At 61.0% G+C, this 15,396-nt stretch carries 18 protein-coding genes; 8 read left to right on the top strand and 10 right to left on the bottom strand.

The window, feature by feature from the left end:
* Positions 1 to 151 precede the first annotated feature (151 nt).
* From glnK to sutA, 4 genes are all read left to right on the top strand, one after another.
* Positions 152 to 490 (top strand): P-II family nitrogen regulator, encoded by a 339-nt coding sequence (glnK, locus tag BSF40_RS05195; protein ID WP_002555808.1) that lies wholly within the window; start codon positions 152 to 154, stop codon positions 488 to 490.
* Between the two features lie 35 nt (positions 491 to 525).
* Positions 526 to 1,863, top strand: coding sequence for an ammonium transporter (locus tag BSF40_RS05190; protein WP_015097345.1), 1,338 nt, complete (start codon positions 526 to 528; stop codon positions 1,861 to 1,863).
* Positions 1,864 to 2,077: 214 nt separating this feature from the next.
* Complete coding sequence (locus BSF40_RS05185; protein WP_015097344.1) at positions 2,078 to 2,503, top strand: secondary thiamine-phosphate synthase enzyme YjbQ; 426 nt, start codon at positions 2,078 to 2,080, stop codon at positions 2,501 to 2,503.
* A gap of 101 nt (positions 2,504 to 2,604) precedes the next feature.
* Entirely contained in the window at positions 2,605 to 2,928 is a 324-nt protein-coding gene (gene sutA / locus BSF40_RS05180) for a transcriptional regulator SutA (protein WP_007989490.1), read from the top strand.
* A 187-nt stretch (positions 2,929 to 3,115) separates the two neighbouring features.
* On the opposite strand, the gene BSF40_RS05170 is transcribed toward sutA, so the two are convergent.
* From BSF40_RS05170 to BSF40_RS05145, 6 genes are read right to left on the bottom strand one after another with little or no spacing between them, the layout of a single operon-like run.
* Positions 3,116 to 3,823, bottom strand: a complete 708-nt coding sequence (locus tag BSF40_RS05170; RefSeq protein WP_095964314.1) for an HAD family hydrolase — start codon at positions 3,821 to 3,823, stop codon at positions 3,116 to 3,118.
* Positions 3,820 to 4,719, bottom strand: coding sequence for a tyrosine recombinase XerC (xerC, locus tag BSF40_RS05165; RefSeq protein ID WP_015097341.1), 900 nt, complete (start codon positions 4,717 to 4,719; stop codon positions 3,820 to 3,822). The genes BSF40_RS05170 and xerC overlap by 4 nt, the downstream gene beginning before the upstream one ends.
* 2 nt (positions 4,720 to 4,721) lie before the next feature.
* Positions 4,722 to 5,447: a DUF484 family protein gene (locus tag BSF40_RS05160; RefSeq protein ID WP_015097340.1), complete on the bottom strand. Its 726-nt coding sequence runs from the start codon at positions 5,445 to 5,447 to the stop codon at positions 4,722 to 4,724.
* A 13-nt stretch (positions 5,448 to 5,460) separates the two neighbouring features.
* Entirely contained in the window at positions 5,461 to 6,291 is an 831-nt protein-coding gene (dapF, locus tag BSF40_RS05155) for a diaminopimelate epimerase (RefSeq protein ID WP_095964313.1), read from the bottom strand.
* Between the two features lie 4 nt (positions 6,292 to 6,295).
* On the bottom strand, positions 6,296 to 7,543 hold the full coding sequence (gene lysA / locus BSF40_RS05150; protein ID WP_095964312.1) for a diaminopimelate decarboxylase: 1,248 nt from the start codon (positions 7,541 to 7,543) through the stop codon (positions 6,296 to 6,298).
* 12 nt (positions 7,544 to 7,555) lie between these two features.
* Positions 7,556 to 7,732 (bottom strand): lipoprotein, encoded by a 177-nt coding sequence (locus tag BSF40_RS05145; RefSeq protein ID WP_007980804.1) that lies wholly within the window; start codon positions 7,730 to 7,732, stop codon positions 7,556 to 7,558.
* 330 nt (positions 7,733 to 8,062) lie between these two features.
* Between BSF40_RS05145 and cyaY the strand changes: the two genes are divergently transcribed.
* The 3 genes from cyaY to rnk all read left to right on the top strand — a co-directional run bounded on the left by cyaY (position 8,063) and on the right by rnk (position 9,285).
* Complete coding sequence (gene cyaY, locus BSF40_RS05140; RefSeq protein ID WP_007980802.1) at positions 8,063 to 8,395, top strand: iron donor protein CyaY; 333 nt, start codon at positions 8,063 to 8,065, stop codon at positions 8,393 to 8,395.
* Between the two features lie 4 nt (positions 8,396 to 8,399).
* Positions 8,400 to 8,618 carry a DUF1289 domain-containing protein gene (locus tag BSF40_RS05135; protein WP_095964311.1) on the top strand — a complete coding sequence of 73 codons (219 nt, stop codon included), beginning with the start codon at positions 8,400 to 8,402 and terminating at the stop codon, positions 8,616 to 8,618.
* A 256-nt stretch (positions 8,619 to 8,874) separates the two neighbouring features.
* Complete coding sequence (gene rnk / locus BSF40_RS05130) at positions 8,875 to 9,285, top strand: nucleoside diphosphate kinase regulator (protein WP_007980800.1); 411 nt, start codon at positions 8,875 to 8,877, stop codon at positions 9,283 to 9,285.
* Positions 9,286 to 9,292: 7 nt separating this feature from the next.
* On the opposite strand, the gene BSF40_RS05125 is transcribed toward rnk, so the two are convergent.
* The 3 genes from BSF40_RS05125 to BSF40_RS05110 all read right to left on the bottom strand — a co-directional run bounded on the left by BSF40_RS05125 (position 9,293) and on the right by BSF40_RS05110 (position 13,071).
* Positions 9,293 to 12,136: a class I adenylate cyclase gene (locus BSF40_RS05125; RefSeq protein WP_095964310.1), complete on the bottom strand. Its 2,844-nt coding sequence runs from the start codon at positions 12,134 to 12,136 to the stop codon at positions 9,293 to 9,295.
* Positions 12,137 to 12,329: 193 nt separating this feature from the next.
* Positions 12,330 to 12,575: a TIGR02647 family protein gene (locus tag BSF40_RS05120; protein ID WP_007980796.1), complete on the bottom strand. Its 246-nt coding sequence runs from the start codon at positions 12,573 to 12,575 to the stop codon at positions 12,330 to 12,332.
* A gap of 211 nt (positions 12,576 to 12,786) precedes the next feature.
* Complete coding sequence (locus tag BSF40_RS05110) at positions 12,787 to 13,071, bottom strand: hypothetical protein (RefSeq protein ID WP_007978820.1); 285 nt, start codon at positions 13,069 to 13,071, stop codon at positions 12,787 to 12,789.
* A 124-nt stretch (positions 13,072 to 13,195) separates the two neighbouring features.
* Between BSF40_RS05110 and BSF40_RS05105 the strand changes: the two genes are divergently transcribed.
* Complete coding sequence (locus BSF40_RS05105; protein WP_095964309.1) at positions 13,196 to 13,855, top strand: glutathione S-transferase family protein; 660 nt, start codon at positions 13,196 to 13,198, stop codon at positions 13,853 to 13,855.
* A gap of 112 nt (positions 13,856 to 13,967) precedes the next feature.
* On the opposite strand, the gene argH is transcribed toward BSF40_RS05105, so the two are convergent.
* Positions 13,968 to 15,362 carry an argininosuccinate lyase gene (argH, locus tag BSF40_RS05100; protein ID WP_007978825.1) on the bottom strand — a complete coding sequence of 465 codons (1,395 nt, stop codon included), beginning with the start codon at positions 15,360 to 15,362 and terminating at the stop codon, positions 13,968 to 13,970.
* Positions 15,363 to 15,396 lie beyond the last annotated feature (34 nt).

The following is a 15,396-nucleotide window of genomic DNA, read 5'->3' as shown; positions in this document are numbered from 1 at the left end:
CGAATCACGGGGAGTGCTTCGCAAGGAGCGGTTAGCTGGCGTCGGACGGGCAGGTAAGGCCGACGATGCGTTACAAAGCCAGGCACTGCGCTTAGACTTGAGACGGGTTTGTTTTCCTGGGGCAAGTCCACCAATTCGGGAGAGAGTTTTCATGAAGCTAGTCACTGCCATCATCAAGCCGTTCAAGCTGGACGACGTACGCGAGTCGCTGTCCGAGATCGGCGTGCAGGGCATTACCGTCACTGAAGTCAAAGGCTTTGGTCGGCAGAAGGGTCACACCGAGCTGTATCGCGGCGCGGAATACGTGGTCGATTTCCTGCCCAAGGTGAAGATCGATGTCGCCATCGACGACAAGGATCTGGACCGGGTAATCGAGGCCATCACCAAGGCTGCCAACACCGGCAAGATCGGTGACGGCAAGATCTTCGTGGTCAATCTGGAACAGGCGATTCGCATCCGTACCGGCGAAACCGATACCGACGCGATCTAAGCCGCCACAAACCCAACGCCCCAGGAGAAAACAATATGACTCTGCGTAAATTCGCAGGGCTAGGAGCCCTGTTGTCCATCGTAATGCCCAGCCTTGCTTTGGCGGCAGACGAAGTGGCGGCCCCGGTCCTCAACTCTGGCGACACTGCCTGGATGTTGACCTCTACAGCCTTGGTGCTGTTCATGACCATTCCCGGCCTCGCGCTGTTCTACGGCGGCATGGTCCGGTCGAAAAACATTCTTTCCGTGATGATGCAGTGCTTCGCCATTACCGGTCTGATCAGCGTCCTGTGGGTCATTTATGGCTACAGCATCGCGTTCGACACCACCGGCATGGAGCAGGGCGTCGTCAACTTCAACTCGTTCTTCGGTGGCATGGGCAAGGCATTCCTTGCCGGTGTCACGCCATCCAGTCTGACCGGTCCTGCGGCGCTGTTCCCTGAAGCGGTGTTCATCACCTTCCAGATGACCTTCGCCATCATCACGCCGGCGCTGATCGTCGGTGCCTTCGCCGAGCGGATGAAGTTCTCCGCGATGCTTGTGTTCATGGGCATCTGGTTCACCCTGGTTTACGCGCCGATTGCGCACATGGTCTGGTCCGGTAACGGCGGCCTGATGTGGGACTGGGGCGTTCTGGACTTCGCCGGCGGCACCGTGGTGCACATCAACGCCGGTGTGGCCGGTCTGGTTGCCTGCCTGGTGCTGGGCAAGCGCAAAGGCTTCCCGACCACGCCGATGGCACCGCACAACCTCGGTTATACCCTGATGGGCGCGGCCATGCTGTGGGTCGGCTGGTTCGGTTTCAACGCCGGTTCCGCCGCTGCGGCCAACGGTACCGCCGGTATGGCGATGCTGGTGACGCAAATCGCGACTGCCGCTGCTGCGCTGGGCTGGATGTTTGCCGAGTGGGTCACCCATGGCAAACCTAGCGCACTGGGCATCGCTTCGGGCGTGGTTGCTGGCCTGGTGGCAATTACCCCGGCTGCCGGCACTGTTGGCCCGATGGGCGCGCTGGTCATCGGTCTGGCGGCTGGCGTGGTGTGCTTCTTCTGCGCCACCACCCTGAAACGCAAGCTCGGCTATGACGATTCCCTGGACGCCTTCGGTGTACACGGTATTGGCGGTATCCTCGGCGCAATCCTGACCGGTGTGTTCGCAGCTCCCTCCCTGGGTGGCTTCGGCACCGTGACCGACATCGCCGCGCAAGTGTGGATTCAGTGCAAAGGCGTAGGTTTCACGGTGATCTACACCGCGATCGCCACGTACATCATCCTCAAGGTGCTGGATGCGGTGATGGGTCTGCGCATCAATGAAGAAGAAGAGGCGGTCGGCATCGATCTGGCGCTTCACAACGAACGCGGCTACAACTTGTAAGCACGCGCATAAAAAACTTGCCCGGCTTGCCGGGCATTTTTTTGTCTGAAATTTGTCATTGAGGGGTGAGCTGAAAGGTTTTTTCCTACAGGTTTCAGGATGTTTAGGTCGGGTGTTTTTGTACGGTCGAAGGCTTACATGATTGAAGGAATATTAGGGCCTTTGTTTTTTCCCAGAGCGCGCTAGAATGCGCCCCGAACGTGCGGAGAACTGTATGTGGCAACAGACTCTGATTACCTTGCGGGCGAGGCCCCGGGGCTTTCACCTGGTAACGGACGAGTTACTCGCCGGCCTGCCTGAACTCAAGGCGTGTCGGGTCGGTCTGTTGCATTTGTGGCTGCAGCATACCTCGGCGTCGTTGACCATCAACGAGAACGCCGATCCGGCGGTACGTCGCGACTTCGAACGGTTTTTCAATCGTCTGATCCCACAAGGAGCAGACGGCTATGAGCATAACGACGAAGGCCAGGACGACCTCCCGGCGCACTTCAAGGCCAGCGTGCTTGGCTGTCAGCTCTGTTTGCCGATTTCGGCAGGCCGGCTGGCGTTGGGAACCTGGCAAGGCGTTTACCTGGGCGAGCACCGCGACCATGGCGGTGCCCGCAAAGTCCTCGCCACCGTGCACGGTGAAGAGGCATAACCGCTGGTCAGCAGCGGCTGTTGATTTTTTTCCGGCAGCCTTCGACAGAGGGCAAAGCTGGGCTATAACTAATCTGCTTTTCGCAAGTCATGAGGTAGAACATGAGCGACGATGATCTGGAAAACGACGACCTCGAAGTAGGCGACGACGACGAAACCGAAGAAGGTCTGGAAGCAGCGGCGGAAGACGTCGCTGAAGACGACGGCGGTGATGCGCCGGTTCCGGCCGCCAAAGGCAAGGCCAAGGCAGCGGTATCGGTCGATGAGCTGCCGAGTGTCGAAGCCAAGAACAAGGAACGCGACGCCCTGGCCAAGGCCATGGAAGAGTTCCTGGCCCGTGGTGGCAAGGTGCAGGAAGTGGAGGCCAATGTGGTCGCCGATCCTCCCAAGAAGCCGGATAACAAGTACGGCAGTCGGCCTATCTGAGGCCTGCTTCCCGCTTGCTGAAAAAGCCCGCCGTCGCTGCGGGCTTTTTCATGCCTGAAGCAAAGCTTTCGGGTTGAACACAATCTACTGTGGGAGCGGGCTTGCTCGCGAAGGCGTCCTGTCAGCCAACATCAATGTCGACTGGTACACCGCATTCGCGAGCAAGCCCGCTCCCACAGGTTTTGTGTCAGGCCGAAGCCTTGTTCCACCGCGCCAACAACGCTGGTAACTCGGTCAGGCTGCCAATCTGCGCATCCGGCAACCGTTCCGCTTCCCAGACCTTGCCCGCCGGGTTGAACCAGATCGCCCGCATCCCCGCTTGTTGCGCGCCGGCAATGTCATCGCCCGGATGATCGCCAATATGCACCGCCGTATCAGCCGTCGCGCCACCGCGTTGCAGGGCTTCATGGAACAGTCGCGCATCAGGTTTGGCGATGCCGATGTCTTCGGCGCACAACGCAAACTTGAAGTAGTCCGCCAGCCCCAGCCGACGCACATCGGCGTTGCCATTGGTGACCACGCCGAGGGCGTAATGGTTGGCCAGCAACTCCAGAGTCGGTTGCACCTCCGGAAATATTTCCAGCTGATGCCGGGCATGCAGAAACACTTCGAAACTTTGATCGGCCAGGTCCGACGCCTCGGCATGGGGATATCCGGCTTCTTCCAGGGCCTGGAACAACACGCGCCGACGCAAGGCGCTAATGCGGTGCTTGAGGTTCGGCTCGATGCTCAGGATGCGTTCGCGTATGGCCCACAAATGTTCCACCGGCACCGCCCCCAGGTTGGGCGCATGTTCGGTCAGCCATGCACGCAATATGGCTTCGGCGCTGACGATGACGGGTGCGGTGTCCCACAGGGTGTCGTCGAGGTCGAAGGTGATCAACTGAATGCTCATGAATCGTCGCCCTTAATGCGTTTGGCCCTTGGGTGGGCGCTGTCGTAGACCGTGGCCAGGTGCTGGAAGTCCAGGTGGGTGTAGATCTGTGTGGTCTTGATGTCCGAGTGCCCGAGCAGTTCCTGCACCGCGCGCAGGTCCTGGGAGGATTCCAGCAGATGGCTGGCGAAGGAGTGCCGCAGCATGTGCGGATGCAGATTCTGTCCCAGTTCGCGCTCGCCGGCAGCCTTGACCCGCACCTGGATCGCCCGTGGGCCGAGACGTCGCCCCTGTTGGCTGACGAACACCGCATCGTCCGCCGGGTTGGCCATGGCCCGCAGTGGCAGCCACTGCTCCAGCGCTTCGCGGGCTTTTTTTCCTACCGGCAGCAGGCGGGTCTTGCTGCCTTTGCCGAGCACCTGGACCATGCCGTCGGCGAGGTCGAGTTGATCGAGATTGAGTCCTGTCAGCTCCGACAGCCGCAGCCCGGAAGAGTAGAACAACTCCAGAATCGCCTGGTCCCGACGTGCCAGAAAGTCATCCTCCACACCACCTTCCAGCAGTTGCAGGGCGCGGTCGGTGTCGAGGGTTTTCGGCAGGCGGCGTTCACCTTTCGGCGGCGCCAGACCATTGGCCGGATCGTGGTCGCACAGGCCTTCGCGATTGAGGTAGTGATAGAGCCCGCGAACGGCCGACAACAATCGCGCCAGGCTGCGGGATGATTGCCCTTGGGCGTGCAGGCGGGCAATCAGGCTGCGCAGGCGCTGGATGTCCAGCGCCGCCCAACTGCCGATGTTCTGTTTGACGCACCAGCCCAGCACTTTATCGAGGTCGCGGCGGTAGGCCGACAGCGTGTGCGGCGACACCTGCCGCTCACTGCGCAGGTGTTCGCAGTAAGCGTCCAGTTGTCGTTCCATGTTCAGCGTACCGAGCGCAGGGAATTGTTGACCCGTGGCAGCACGCGACCCATGACTTCAGCGATATAGCTCAGGAACAAGGTGCCCACCGAGCTTTTGTAGTGCTGCGGATCACGGCTGGCGATGGCCAGGATGCCGTGGATGCCCTGGTGGCTGATGGCGACGACCGCGGTGGAGCCGATCTGCTTGCGCTGTTCTTCGCCGAACAGGAAGTCCAGTTCATGCTCGCGCAGGCTGCCGCTGACGCTTTTGTCTTCCGAGAGCAAACCGCCGATGGCCACTTGCGCTTCGGCGTGAGTGACCCAGCGGCCCACCGGCATGGCGTTGTCGCCGAGCAGGATGAGGCTGACGAAGGGCACCTGGAATTCCTGACGCAGGCTGTCTTCGACGCACATCACCACGTCTTCCAGGCTGGCGGCGTCCATCAGCGCGAGGATCAGGCGACGGGTCTTTTCGAACAACCGGTCGTTGTCCCGGGCCACGTCCATCAAATGCGACAGGCGATGACGCAGTTCAATGTTGCGGTCGCGCAGAATGGTCATCTGACGCTCCACCAGCGACACGGTATCGCCGCGTCGATGGGGAATACGCAGGGACGGGAGCAGCTCTTCGTGCTCGACGAAGAAGTCCGGATGAGCCTCCAGGTACGCGGCAACAGCCGCCGCCTCCAGGCTTTCGGACGGTGATTCGTCAGCTTGTCGTGCGGGTACCTGAGGCTTGTCTGTCATGGATTTCGCTCACTCAAAGACGCACTTGTCCTTCATATACGCGCACTGCCGGGCCGGTCATCATCACCGGTTGGCCAGGGCCTGCCCATTCGATGGACAAGCGCCCGCCAGGCAGGTCGATCAATAGCGGCGAATCCATCCACCCCTGGCTGATCGCGGCCACTGCGGCGGCACAGGCGCCGGTTCCGCAAGCCTGGGTTTCCCCGGCTCCACGTTCCCAGACGCGCAACTGCGCGCGGCTCCGGTCGATGACCTGGAGAAAACCGACATTGACCCGTGCCGGGAAGCGCGGGTGATGTTCGATTTTCGGCCCCAGCTCATGCACCGGCGCGTTGTTGATATCGCTGACCCGCAGCACGGCATGGGGGTTGCCCATGGACACGGCGGCCAGGTCGACCGGGGTGCCGTCGACGTCGACCTGATAACTCTTGGCCTGCTCCGGTGCCTGGAACGGAATATCCGCCGGCACCAGGCGCGGGGCGCCCATGTTCACGCTGATCTGGCCGTCGTTACGCACGTCCAGTTCGATGATGCCGCTTTTGGTCTCGACCCGAATCAGCCGCTTTGCGGTCAGGCGCTTGTCGAGCACGAAACGGGCGAAGCAGCGCGCACCGTTGCCGCACTGTTCCACTTCGGAGCCGTCGGCGTTGAAGATCCGGTAGCGGAAATCCACGTCCGGATTGCTCGGTGCCTCGACGATCAGCAACTGGTCGAAACCGATGCCGGTGTGCCGGTCGCCCCATTGCTTGGCATGCTTGGGCAGGATGTGCGCGTGCTGGCTGACCAGGTCGAGGACCATGAAGTCATTGCCCAGGCCGTGCATCTTGGTAAAACGCAGCAGCATGGTTTTACTCCGGCAGCAGGCTTTCGCCAGCAAACAACTCGGCTACCGTTTCACGGCGACGCACTTCAAATGCCTGATCACCGTCCACCAACACTTCAGCGGAACGGCCGCGGGTGTTGTAGTTGGAACTCATGACAAACCCGTAGGCACCGGCCGAATGCACGGCCAGCAGGTCGCCTTCTTCCAGGGCCAGCTGACGATCCTTGGCCAGGAAGTCGCCGGTCTCGCAGATCGGGCCGACGATGTCGTAGGCGCGGGCCGCCGATTGACGCGGGCGCACGGCCGTGACGTCCATCCAAGCCTGGTACAGCGCCGGGCGGATCAGGTCGTTCATGGCGGCGTCGACGATGGCGAAGTCTTTGTGCTCGGTGTGCTTGAGGTATTCGACCTGGGTCAGCAATACACCGGCGTTGGCGACGATGAAGCGGCCCGGCTCGAACACCAGCGCCAGGTCGCGACCATCGAGGCGTTCACGCACGGCCTTGATGTAGTCGGCAGCCAGTGGCGGCTCCTCGTCCTTGTAGCGCACGCCCAGGCCACCACCGAGATCGATGTGGCGCAGGTAGATGCCGCAATCGCCAAGGCGGTCGACCAGGCCCAGCAGGCGGTCGAGAGCGTCGATGAACGGCGGCAGGGTGGTCAGTTGCGAGCCGATGTGGCAATCGACGCCGACCACTTCCAGGTTCGGCAGTTGCGCGGCACGCACGTACACGTCTTCGGCGTCGGCGATGGCGATGCCGAACTTGTTCTCTTTCAGACCGGTGGAAATGTACGGGTGGGTGCCGGCATCGACGTCCGGGTTGACGCGCAACGAAATCGGCGCGCGAACGCCCAGTTCGGCAGCGACCACTTGCAGGCGTTCGAGCTCGTCGGTGGATTCGACGTTGAAGCAGTGCACGCCGACTTCCAGGGCGCGACGCATGTCGTCACGGGTCTTGCCGACGCCGGAGAACACGATCTTGTCGGCGCTGCCGCCAGCGGCCAGTACACGCTCCAGTTCACCACGGGAGACGATGTCGAAACCGGCGCCCAGACGCGCCAGGACATTCAGGACGCCCAGGTTGGAGTTGGCCTTGACTGCGAAGCACACCAGGTGCGGCGTGCCAGTCAGCGCATCGGCATAAGCCAGGTACTGGGCTTCGATGTGTGCACGGGAGTAAACGTAGGTCGGTGTACCAAAGCGCTCGGCGATGGCAGACAGGGCAACACCTTCCGCGAACAGTTCACCGTCACGGTAGTTAAAAGCGTCCATGAGGTTCCCTTATTATTGGTAGACGTCGTGCTTGTGTGCTTTGGAGGCAGGCTGCTGCTGCGACGACTTGGCCTGCTCGACAGGGTCCTGGTCTTCATCGGGCAGGTACAGCGGGCCTTTTTGACCGCAGGCCGACACAAGGCAGGCAACCGCGAGGAGCGCAGCAAGGGAAGAGATCAGGCGCTTCATGGCGAAATCCTTGAAAATGCATTAATTGCGCCGGAGTATACCGGCCACCCGGCAGCTTGCCTATGCAACGGACCGCCCGTCCGGCGGGGGTTGGGCCGATGTCCGTAACATAAGTGCAATCCATTGTGGGAGCGGGCTTGCTCGCGAAAGCGCTGCATCAGTCAATGCGGATGTCGACTGACACATCGCATTCGCGAGCAAGCCCGCTCCCACAGGTACAGCACTTGACCTATTGATATCGGCCCGCGGTCGTTATTCTTTGCATTCAGCAGGGCTCGGTCGTATCTTGCGGCGCTTGAGCCTGATCAGACACTTTTTGAGGTTGCCGTAATGAGTTTGTCCGAAGCGCGTTTCCACGACCTGGTCGATGCCACCCAGCAAACCCTGGAGGACATCTTTGACGACAGCGACCTGGATATCGACCTCGAAAGCTCGGCCGGTGTGCTGACCGTCAAGTTCGAGAACGGCAGCCAGTTGATCTTCAGTCGCCAGGAGCCGCTGCGTCAGCTGTGGCTGGCGGCGGTGTCCGGTGGTTTCCACTTCGACTACGACGAAGAAAGCGAGCGCTGGATGTGCGACAAGAGTGAAGAGCAGTTGGGTGAAATGCTCGAGCGTATCGTCCAGCAGCAGGCCGGTGTCGAGCTCGATTTCGAAGGACTGTGAGATCGTGACCCAGCCTGCGTCTGTCCGCCCACCGAAGCCGCTCTACAGCAATGTCAGCCCGGCGGTGCCGTCGCCGTGCAGCGGTGTGTGTCGGCTGGACGAGCAGAAAGTCTGCCTGGGCTGCTTCCGCCATGTCGAAGACATCCGCGAATGGCGCTCGGCGGACGATGATCGCCGCCGTGTCATTTGCGCCCAGGCTGCTCACCGCAAATCCTTGGCATAAAGGCTTTTGTGGCGAGGGAGCTTGCTCCCGTTCGGTTGCGAAGCAACCGCAAGCTTTTAGGGCCGCTTCGCGCCCCAGCGGGAGCAAGCTCCCTCGCCACAATGGACCGCGCGGGAGCTGGATCGCCCAGCTTGTATATTTTTTGAGCTGTGATAGTGTCCGGTAACGCCTCAACCCACCGAGGCTTGTGAAAACCCCGCCTTTTTCTGGCGGGGTTTTGCTTTTTTCGTGCAGAAGAAAGGAGTCTGCCCAAATCATGACCGCACCTTCCATCACCCTTACCCGTCTGGACGTCCAGCGTCTGGAGCGCCTGATCGACAGCCTGGACGACACGCTGCCGGGCGTTATTGCGCTGCAAACCGAACTGGATCGCGCCGATACCGTGGTCGGCCACGATGAAGTGCCGGCGGATGTCGTGACCATGAATTCCCGTGTGCATTGCCGGGAAGAAGGCAGTGGCAAGGACTACCACCTGACCCTGGTGTACCCCAAGGATGCGAATGCCGACGAAGGCAAGGTCTCGATCCTGGCACCGGTGGGCAGCGCGCTGCTCGGCCTGAAGGTTGGCCAGCATATCGATTGGCCGGCTCCGGGCGGCAAGACCCTGAAGCTGACGTTGCTGGAAGTCGAATCGCAGCCGGCCAATGGCGGTGCGTTCCCGGAGTGACATCCCCTCAGACCTGATCGAGCGCCTCGTTCAATGCCTGCTCCAGGTCTGCTTTGTAACGCAGGTACAAATGGGTGGAACTCTGCCCTTCGCCGAGCAGGCCTGACAGGTCGAGGTCGGTGATGTAGCAGCGGTAGCGCTCGGTTTCCCGGCGCTGCCCGACGATTTCCCGGGCGACCACGCTGAACAGCTGGTCGCCATGCTCCAGTTCGGAAAACTCCCGTTGATTGCAATACAACGTCACCTGCACCTGACCCGGTGCAGCTTTGCCGACGATCGCCTGCACGTCGTAAAACGGTTTGTTCACTGGCGTCTGTGGCGCCGGCCGGGCTTCAATGCGACGCGCCCGGCCAGGGCCTGACGGCAACAGTTGGCAATACAGGGTGTCGAGGTTCAAGGGGTGGGCAGCGTCCATCGGCAACAGGGTATCGCGACGGTACTGGATCGATTGCAGGAAGCGCTGCAGCGGCACCAGCAGGCTTTGCTCGTCGTGCCAGGGCAGGCGTTGCTGCCACAGGGCATTGAACTCATCGAGCACGTACAGATCAGCCTGATCTTCGTTGACCCGATAGAACACTTGGATGCAGTCCGGCTGGCCCGTTGGCAGGAACAGCGCAAGGTCGTGCTCTTCCAGTGCGTTTGGATCCAGGTGAAGCGGGCTGTAGCTCGCCATTTCTTCACCCAGGTAGTCGATCAACGCGGGCAGGGTGGCCAGTGCGATGTGCTGGACCTGTCCCGGCACCAGCTCCAGTACGTGGTAGTGCTGCTGGACCTGGATCAGGTAGCGATGATTGAGCCGGCTCAGCAGCAGGTTCTGCGCGGTGTCGAGGATGTCTTCCACCCGTTGGGCGATGAACTGCGCGCGGTTATGGCAGAAACAGCGCACCCTCAGCTTCGGCTGTTGCGGCCCGGCGGGCAGGTTGTTGAGGTAATCGCGAATGCAGTCGAGCAGGGCGTGGGGGCCGTCGTAGCGAGCCACCAGCACTTCGTTCCAGCTATTGAGCGTGACCTGGTCCAGCGTCAGCACCAGGTTTTCCCGAACCCCGGCGTAGCTCAGGGAATCGGTGCGCTCGGTGGTCATCAGGATGTTCAGGTCACGATGGTGCTTGAGCGGATCGATGCCGACATTCACCAGAATCAGCACTTCACTCGGCACGCTGGCGCGCAACAAAGGTTCTTCGGCGACGGTGGGCAAGGGCAGGGCGATAGTCTGTTGCAGGCTGCCGAGCAGGTTGAACAGCTCGAACTCGCTCAAGTCGCTGGTACCAGGGTGCAGGGCCAGGCGGGTACTGCTGTCGATTACGCCATTGCGGTGGCACCAGGTCAGCAGCTCGAGCAAGTGACGGCTGCGTTTGATCGGCGCGAAATGTTCCCACTCCAGCGCCGTCAGGCTGCCGTTGTACAAACCCCACTGGCTTTGCCCCGGTTCTTTCCTGTTCGGCGCGTGCACCAGCGTCAGGGTGTCTTCGGCCAGGTCCGGGGCGATACCGGGGTTGATGAATTCGACTTTGCCGGCCTTGCGCTCGAAAGCGGCATATAGCCGACGTCCGAGGACGCTCAGGTCGCGCTTGTTGATGCGGCTGACCGTTTGCTCCTGTCGGGCAAACTGGGTGAGGAAGCGGTAGCTGTAGTTCAGTTCATTGACCAGCGCCCGCCGCTCGGAGCCGACCTGGCGGACTTTCCACTGGCTGCGGCTATCGAGCAGGGCCAGTTGGCGCTGGTCCCAGCGCCATTCATGGGCCAGGCGCTCGAGCAAAGAGCGTTGCCAGCTCTGGGTGCGGCTGCTGCCGGTCAGTTTGCGATTGACCTTCAGGTACAGCGCGCGCCGCACCAGTTCCAGCCGTTCCGGTTCGTTGCGGGCGATCAGGTATTCCTCGATGCGCCGGTACACCACGACGTACGGGTCCAGTTCGTCGAGGTCGAGCCGGTTGGCGAACACCGCTTGCTTGAAACGCAGGCTCAGGCAATGGACCCTGGGGTGTTCGCTGGCATATACCTCGGTCAGCAGCAGCTTGAGTACCGACTTGTAGGGCGACTCGATGCCCTTGAACAGCTGCCAGAGCCCGGCGCCGATAAATTCGCCGGGCGGGATAAAGGCCAGGTTGCCGAGGTCGAGGGTTTCATCGGCGCGGATAAAGCGCTTGGAAATCAAGGTATGGGTGTAGCGGTCGTAGCTCGATTCTTCGTAGACCGGCACCAGCCACCAGATCGGCGTACGCCCGGCCAGCCAGATCGCGGTGCGGTAAAACTCGTCCAGCAACAGGTAGTGCTGGGTGGTGCCGCAATCCTCCGAACTCAGCTGGGTATCGCGCTCGCCACGGACGAAACGGGTCGGTTCGATCAGGAAAAAGTGCGCTTCGGCGCCCTGGCTAGCGGCCCAGGCTTCCAGCAGCTGGCATTTTTTGCGCAGTTCGGCGAGTTCGTTCTCGGTCAGGTCCGGCCCATGGCAGACCCACACATCCATGTCGCTCTGGTCGGCTTGGGCCAGGGTGCCGAGGCTGCCCATCAGGAACAGTCCGTGAATCGGCCTGGGCGGATTGCTGCCGTGGCGAGGCTTGTAGGAAAACGAGCGGGTCAGGCGCTGGGTTTCTGCGAGGACATGTGCGTCCGGTTCGAAATTCGACAGCCCCGCCGGCGTACTACCGGAAACGTAGCCGGGCAGTAGCGGATGATTAACGTGGAAAAACAGCGGCAGCAAGGTCAGGACCCCTTGCTGGCGGGTCGACAAGCCTTCCATGGCGCGAGCCATGCGCCCTTCGTTAAGTTTCAGAAAACGTGTGCGCAGCTGGCTGAGAACCTTGCGGTCGATTCCCTCGTCCAGATCGGGGCGGATTTCATGGGTGCGCGTCATGTCAGCTCAAACCGGCTCGCAGGGCTCGGACGTGGGGCTCTTCGGATGAGGGGCAGTTTAGCGCCTTGAGGCGAGGACTTTTAAGCTGATTTGTTTTTCTGGCGTCAGATTTTTATCGGTGGAGACAGACATCAGGAGGGATGTGCCCGCGGAAATCCCTGGATCGGGGTCTCCGTGGGCGATGCGGCAGAATTCAGGCTGTTACTTCGGCGTTAAGAATTGTCAGCACGCTTTGCACATTTTGCGCGGCATCACGACCCAGGCTGGTCAGGTAGCCACCATCAGGCTGATCGGTCAGTTCTTTTTCAAAGAGACGTTTGGCGGCGGCAATGTGTTTCGGGGCAGCGGTCTGATGAATTTTCAGACCTTCCTGGGAACTGTCCAGGTTGAAGAGTGCGAGGACTTCCAGTTCGGCAACCAGCTCAGGGGTAAGCGACATAAGGACTCCAGACTTTCTAGGAATTGGACGACAGCGCTCCTAAGGTGAGCTCACTTGCGCGGCATGTCCAGTGCTCGCGACAGGGTTTTTTTTCCTCTGTAGGAGCGAGCTTGCTCGCGATGGTCTTCAACGATGACGCTGGAAACCTGACGCTCCGCGGCGCTCTCGGGTTTTTCGCGAGCAAGCTCGCTCCTACAGGGAGGGCGTGGATTTACTGCTTTTGCGGCGGCAACTCGGGCAATGCGCGCAGCGCGGCTTCGTACCATTCGGTATTGAACGCGCGGTCTTCTTCGAGGATCGCGTCGATTTCTACCGCCAAAACGTGAGCCATCAGGTTGAGAATCTCTTCCCGCTCGTAGCCCACCAGGGTCAGCTTGTTGAAGGTCGCCTTGGCCGCTGGCGGGTTGTCGCTTTCGATCTGGTTTTCGATGGCTTCGATCAAGGTGTTTTCGGCGAACTCTTCTTCGTCGTCTTCGATATCGATTGGCTCGCTCATGGCAGGCTCCTCAGGGAAAGGTGGCCAGTTTACCCGTATTCATTGGCGTGATGCTGCTGGCAAGAAACCCTCGAGCGTTCTATAAACAGGCACTGCCCACCCCGCACGGCCTGGAGGCTTTGTGATGATCAAGCTTTATGGATTCTCCGTCAGTAACTACTACAACATGGTCAAACTGGCGCTGCTGGAAAAAGGACTGCCTTTCGAAGAAGTGCCGTTTTACGGCGGCACCGCCCCTGAAGCACTGGCCATCAGCCCGCGTGGAAAGGTCCCGGTACTGCACGTAGAGCAGGGGTTCATCAATGAAACCAGCATAATCCTCGAGTACCTCGAGCAAAATCACAGCGGCACGCCGCTGCTGCCGAGCGACCCGTTCGAGCGCGCGCAAGTACTGGCACTGGCCAGGGAAATCGAACTGTATATTGAACTGCCAGCGCGAGCCTGCTACGCCGAAGCGTTTTTCGGCATGACCCTGCCGGATGCGATCAAGGAAAAAACCAAGGCCGAACTGTTGCTGGGGATGGCTGCGCTGGGCCGGCACGGCAAATTCAGCCCTTACGTCGCTGGCGACAGCTTGAGCGTGGCGGATCTGTATTTCCTGTTCAGCGTGCCACTGGCGTGTGGCGTGGCGCACAAGTTGTTCGGCATTGATTTGTTGGCTGAGATGCCGAAGGCCAGGGCGTTGCTGGAGCGGTTGGGGGACAACCCGAACGTGCAGCGCGTGGCGGCGGATCGGGAAGCGGCAATGCCGGCGTTCATGGCGATGATTGCGGCCAGGAAGTAGATTTTTGCGGCGTTCTGTCGATCGCCTTCGCGAGCAAGCCCGCTCCCACATTGGATTGGGTTCTCACATCAAACCCTGTGGGAGCGGGCTTGCTCGCGAAGCTTTTGACGATTTAGCGGCTGGCCAGAAGTGCCTGACCGCGAGCCACTGCAGCCTTCACCTGAGCCGGCGCGGTGCCGCCGATGTGATTGCGGGCATTGACCGAGCCTTCGAGGGTCAGCACGGCGAACACGTCCTGATCGATCTGGTCGCTGAACTTGCGCAGTTCTTCCAGGCTCATTTCCGCCAGGTCCTTGCCGCTGTCCACGCCGTACTTGACGGCATGACCGACGATTTCGTGGCAATCACGGAATGGCAGGCCGCGACGCACCAGGTAGTCGGCCAGGTCGGTGGCGGTGGAGAAGCCGCGCAGGGCTGCTTCACGCATCATCGCGTGCTTGGGCTTGATCGCCGGCACCATGTCGGCAAAGGCCCGCAGCGAGTCTCGCAGGGTGTCGGCGGCGTCGAACAGCGGTTCCTTGTCTTCCTGGTTGTCCTTGTTGTAGGCCAGGGGCTGGCCTTTCATCAGGGTCAGCAGGCCCATCAGCGCGCCGAATACGCGACCGGTCTTGCCGCGAACCAGCTCCGGAACGTCCGGGTTTTTCTTTTGCGGCATGATCGAGCTGCCGGTGCAGAAGCGGTCGGGCAGGTCGATGAACTGGAATTGCGCGCTGGTCCACAGCACCAGCTCTTCGGAGAAGCGCGACAGGTGCATCATCGCGATACTGGCGGCCGAGCAGAATTCGATGGCGAAATCGCGATCGGAGACGTTATCCAGCGAATTGCCGCCAACCGCGTCGAAACCCAGCAGTTGGGCGGTGTATTCACGATCGATCGGGTAGGTGGTGCCGGCCAGTGCCGCACTGCCCAGCGGCATGCGGTTGGTACGCTTGCGGCAGTCGACCAGGCGCTCGTAGTCACGGCTGAGCATCTCGAACCAGGCCAGCATGTGGTGCCCGAAGGTCACTGGCTGGGCGGTCTGCAGGTGGGTGAACCCCGGCATGATGCTGGCGGCTTCGCGCTCCGCCTGCTCCAGCAGGCCTTTTTGCAGGCGAGTGATTTCGGCCAGGATCAGGTCGATTTCGTCACGCAACCACAGGCGGATATCGGTGGCGACCTGATCGTTACGGCTGCGGCCGGTGTGCAGTTTTTTACCGGTCACGCCGATGCGGTCGGTCAGCCGCGCCTCGATGTTCATGTGGACGTCTTCAAGGTCGATGCGCCAGTCGAACTGGCCGGCCTCGATTTCACCCTGGATGGTCTTCAGGCCATCGATGATGCTGTCGCGCTCGGCATCGGTCAGCACGCCGACCTTGGCCAGCATGGTGGCGTGGGCGATCGAACCCATGATGTCGTGGCGATACAGGCGCTGGTCGAAAGTGACGGAGGCGGTGAAGCGGGCGACGAAGGCGTCGACGGGTTCACTGAAGCGGCCGCCCCAGGACTGATTGGTCTTGTCAGTGCTCATGAATTCGCTCGTATCGGCTTGAAGAAAGAAGGCG

This window comes from Pseudomonas sp. ACN5, assembly GCF_002303975.1.
Lineage (GTDB): Bacteria > Pseudomonadota > Gammaproteobacteria > Pseudomonadales > Pseudomonadaceae > Aquipseudomonas > Aquipseudomonas laurylsulfatiphila.
The sequence above is the reverse complement of the archived record's forward strand: the minus strand, read 5'-3'. Positions and strand labels throughout refer to the sequence as shown.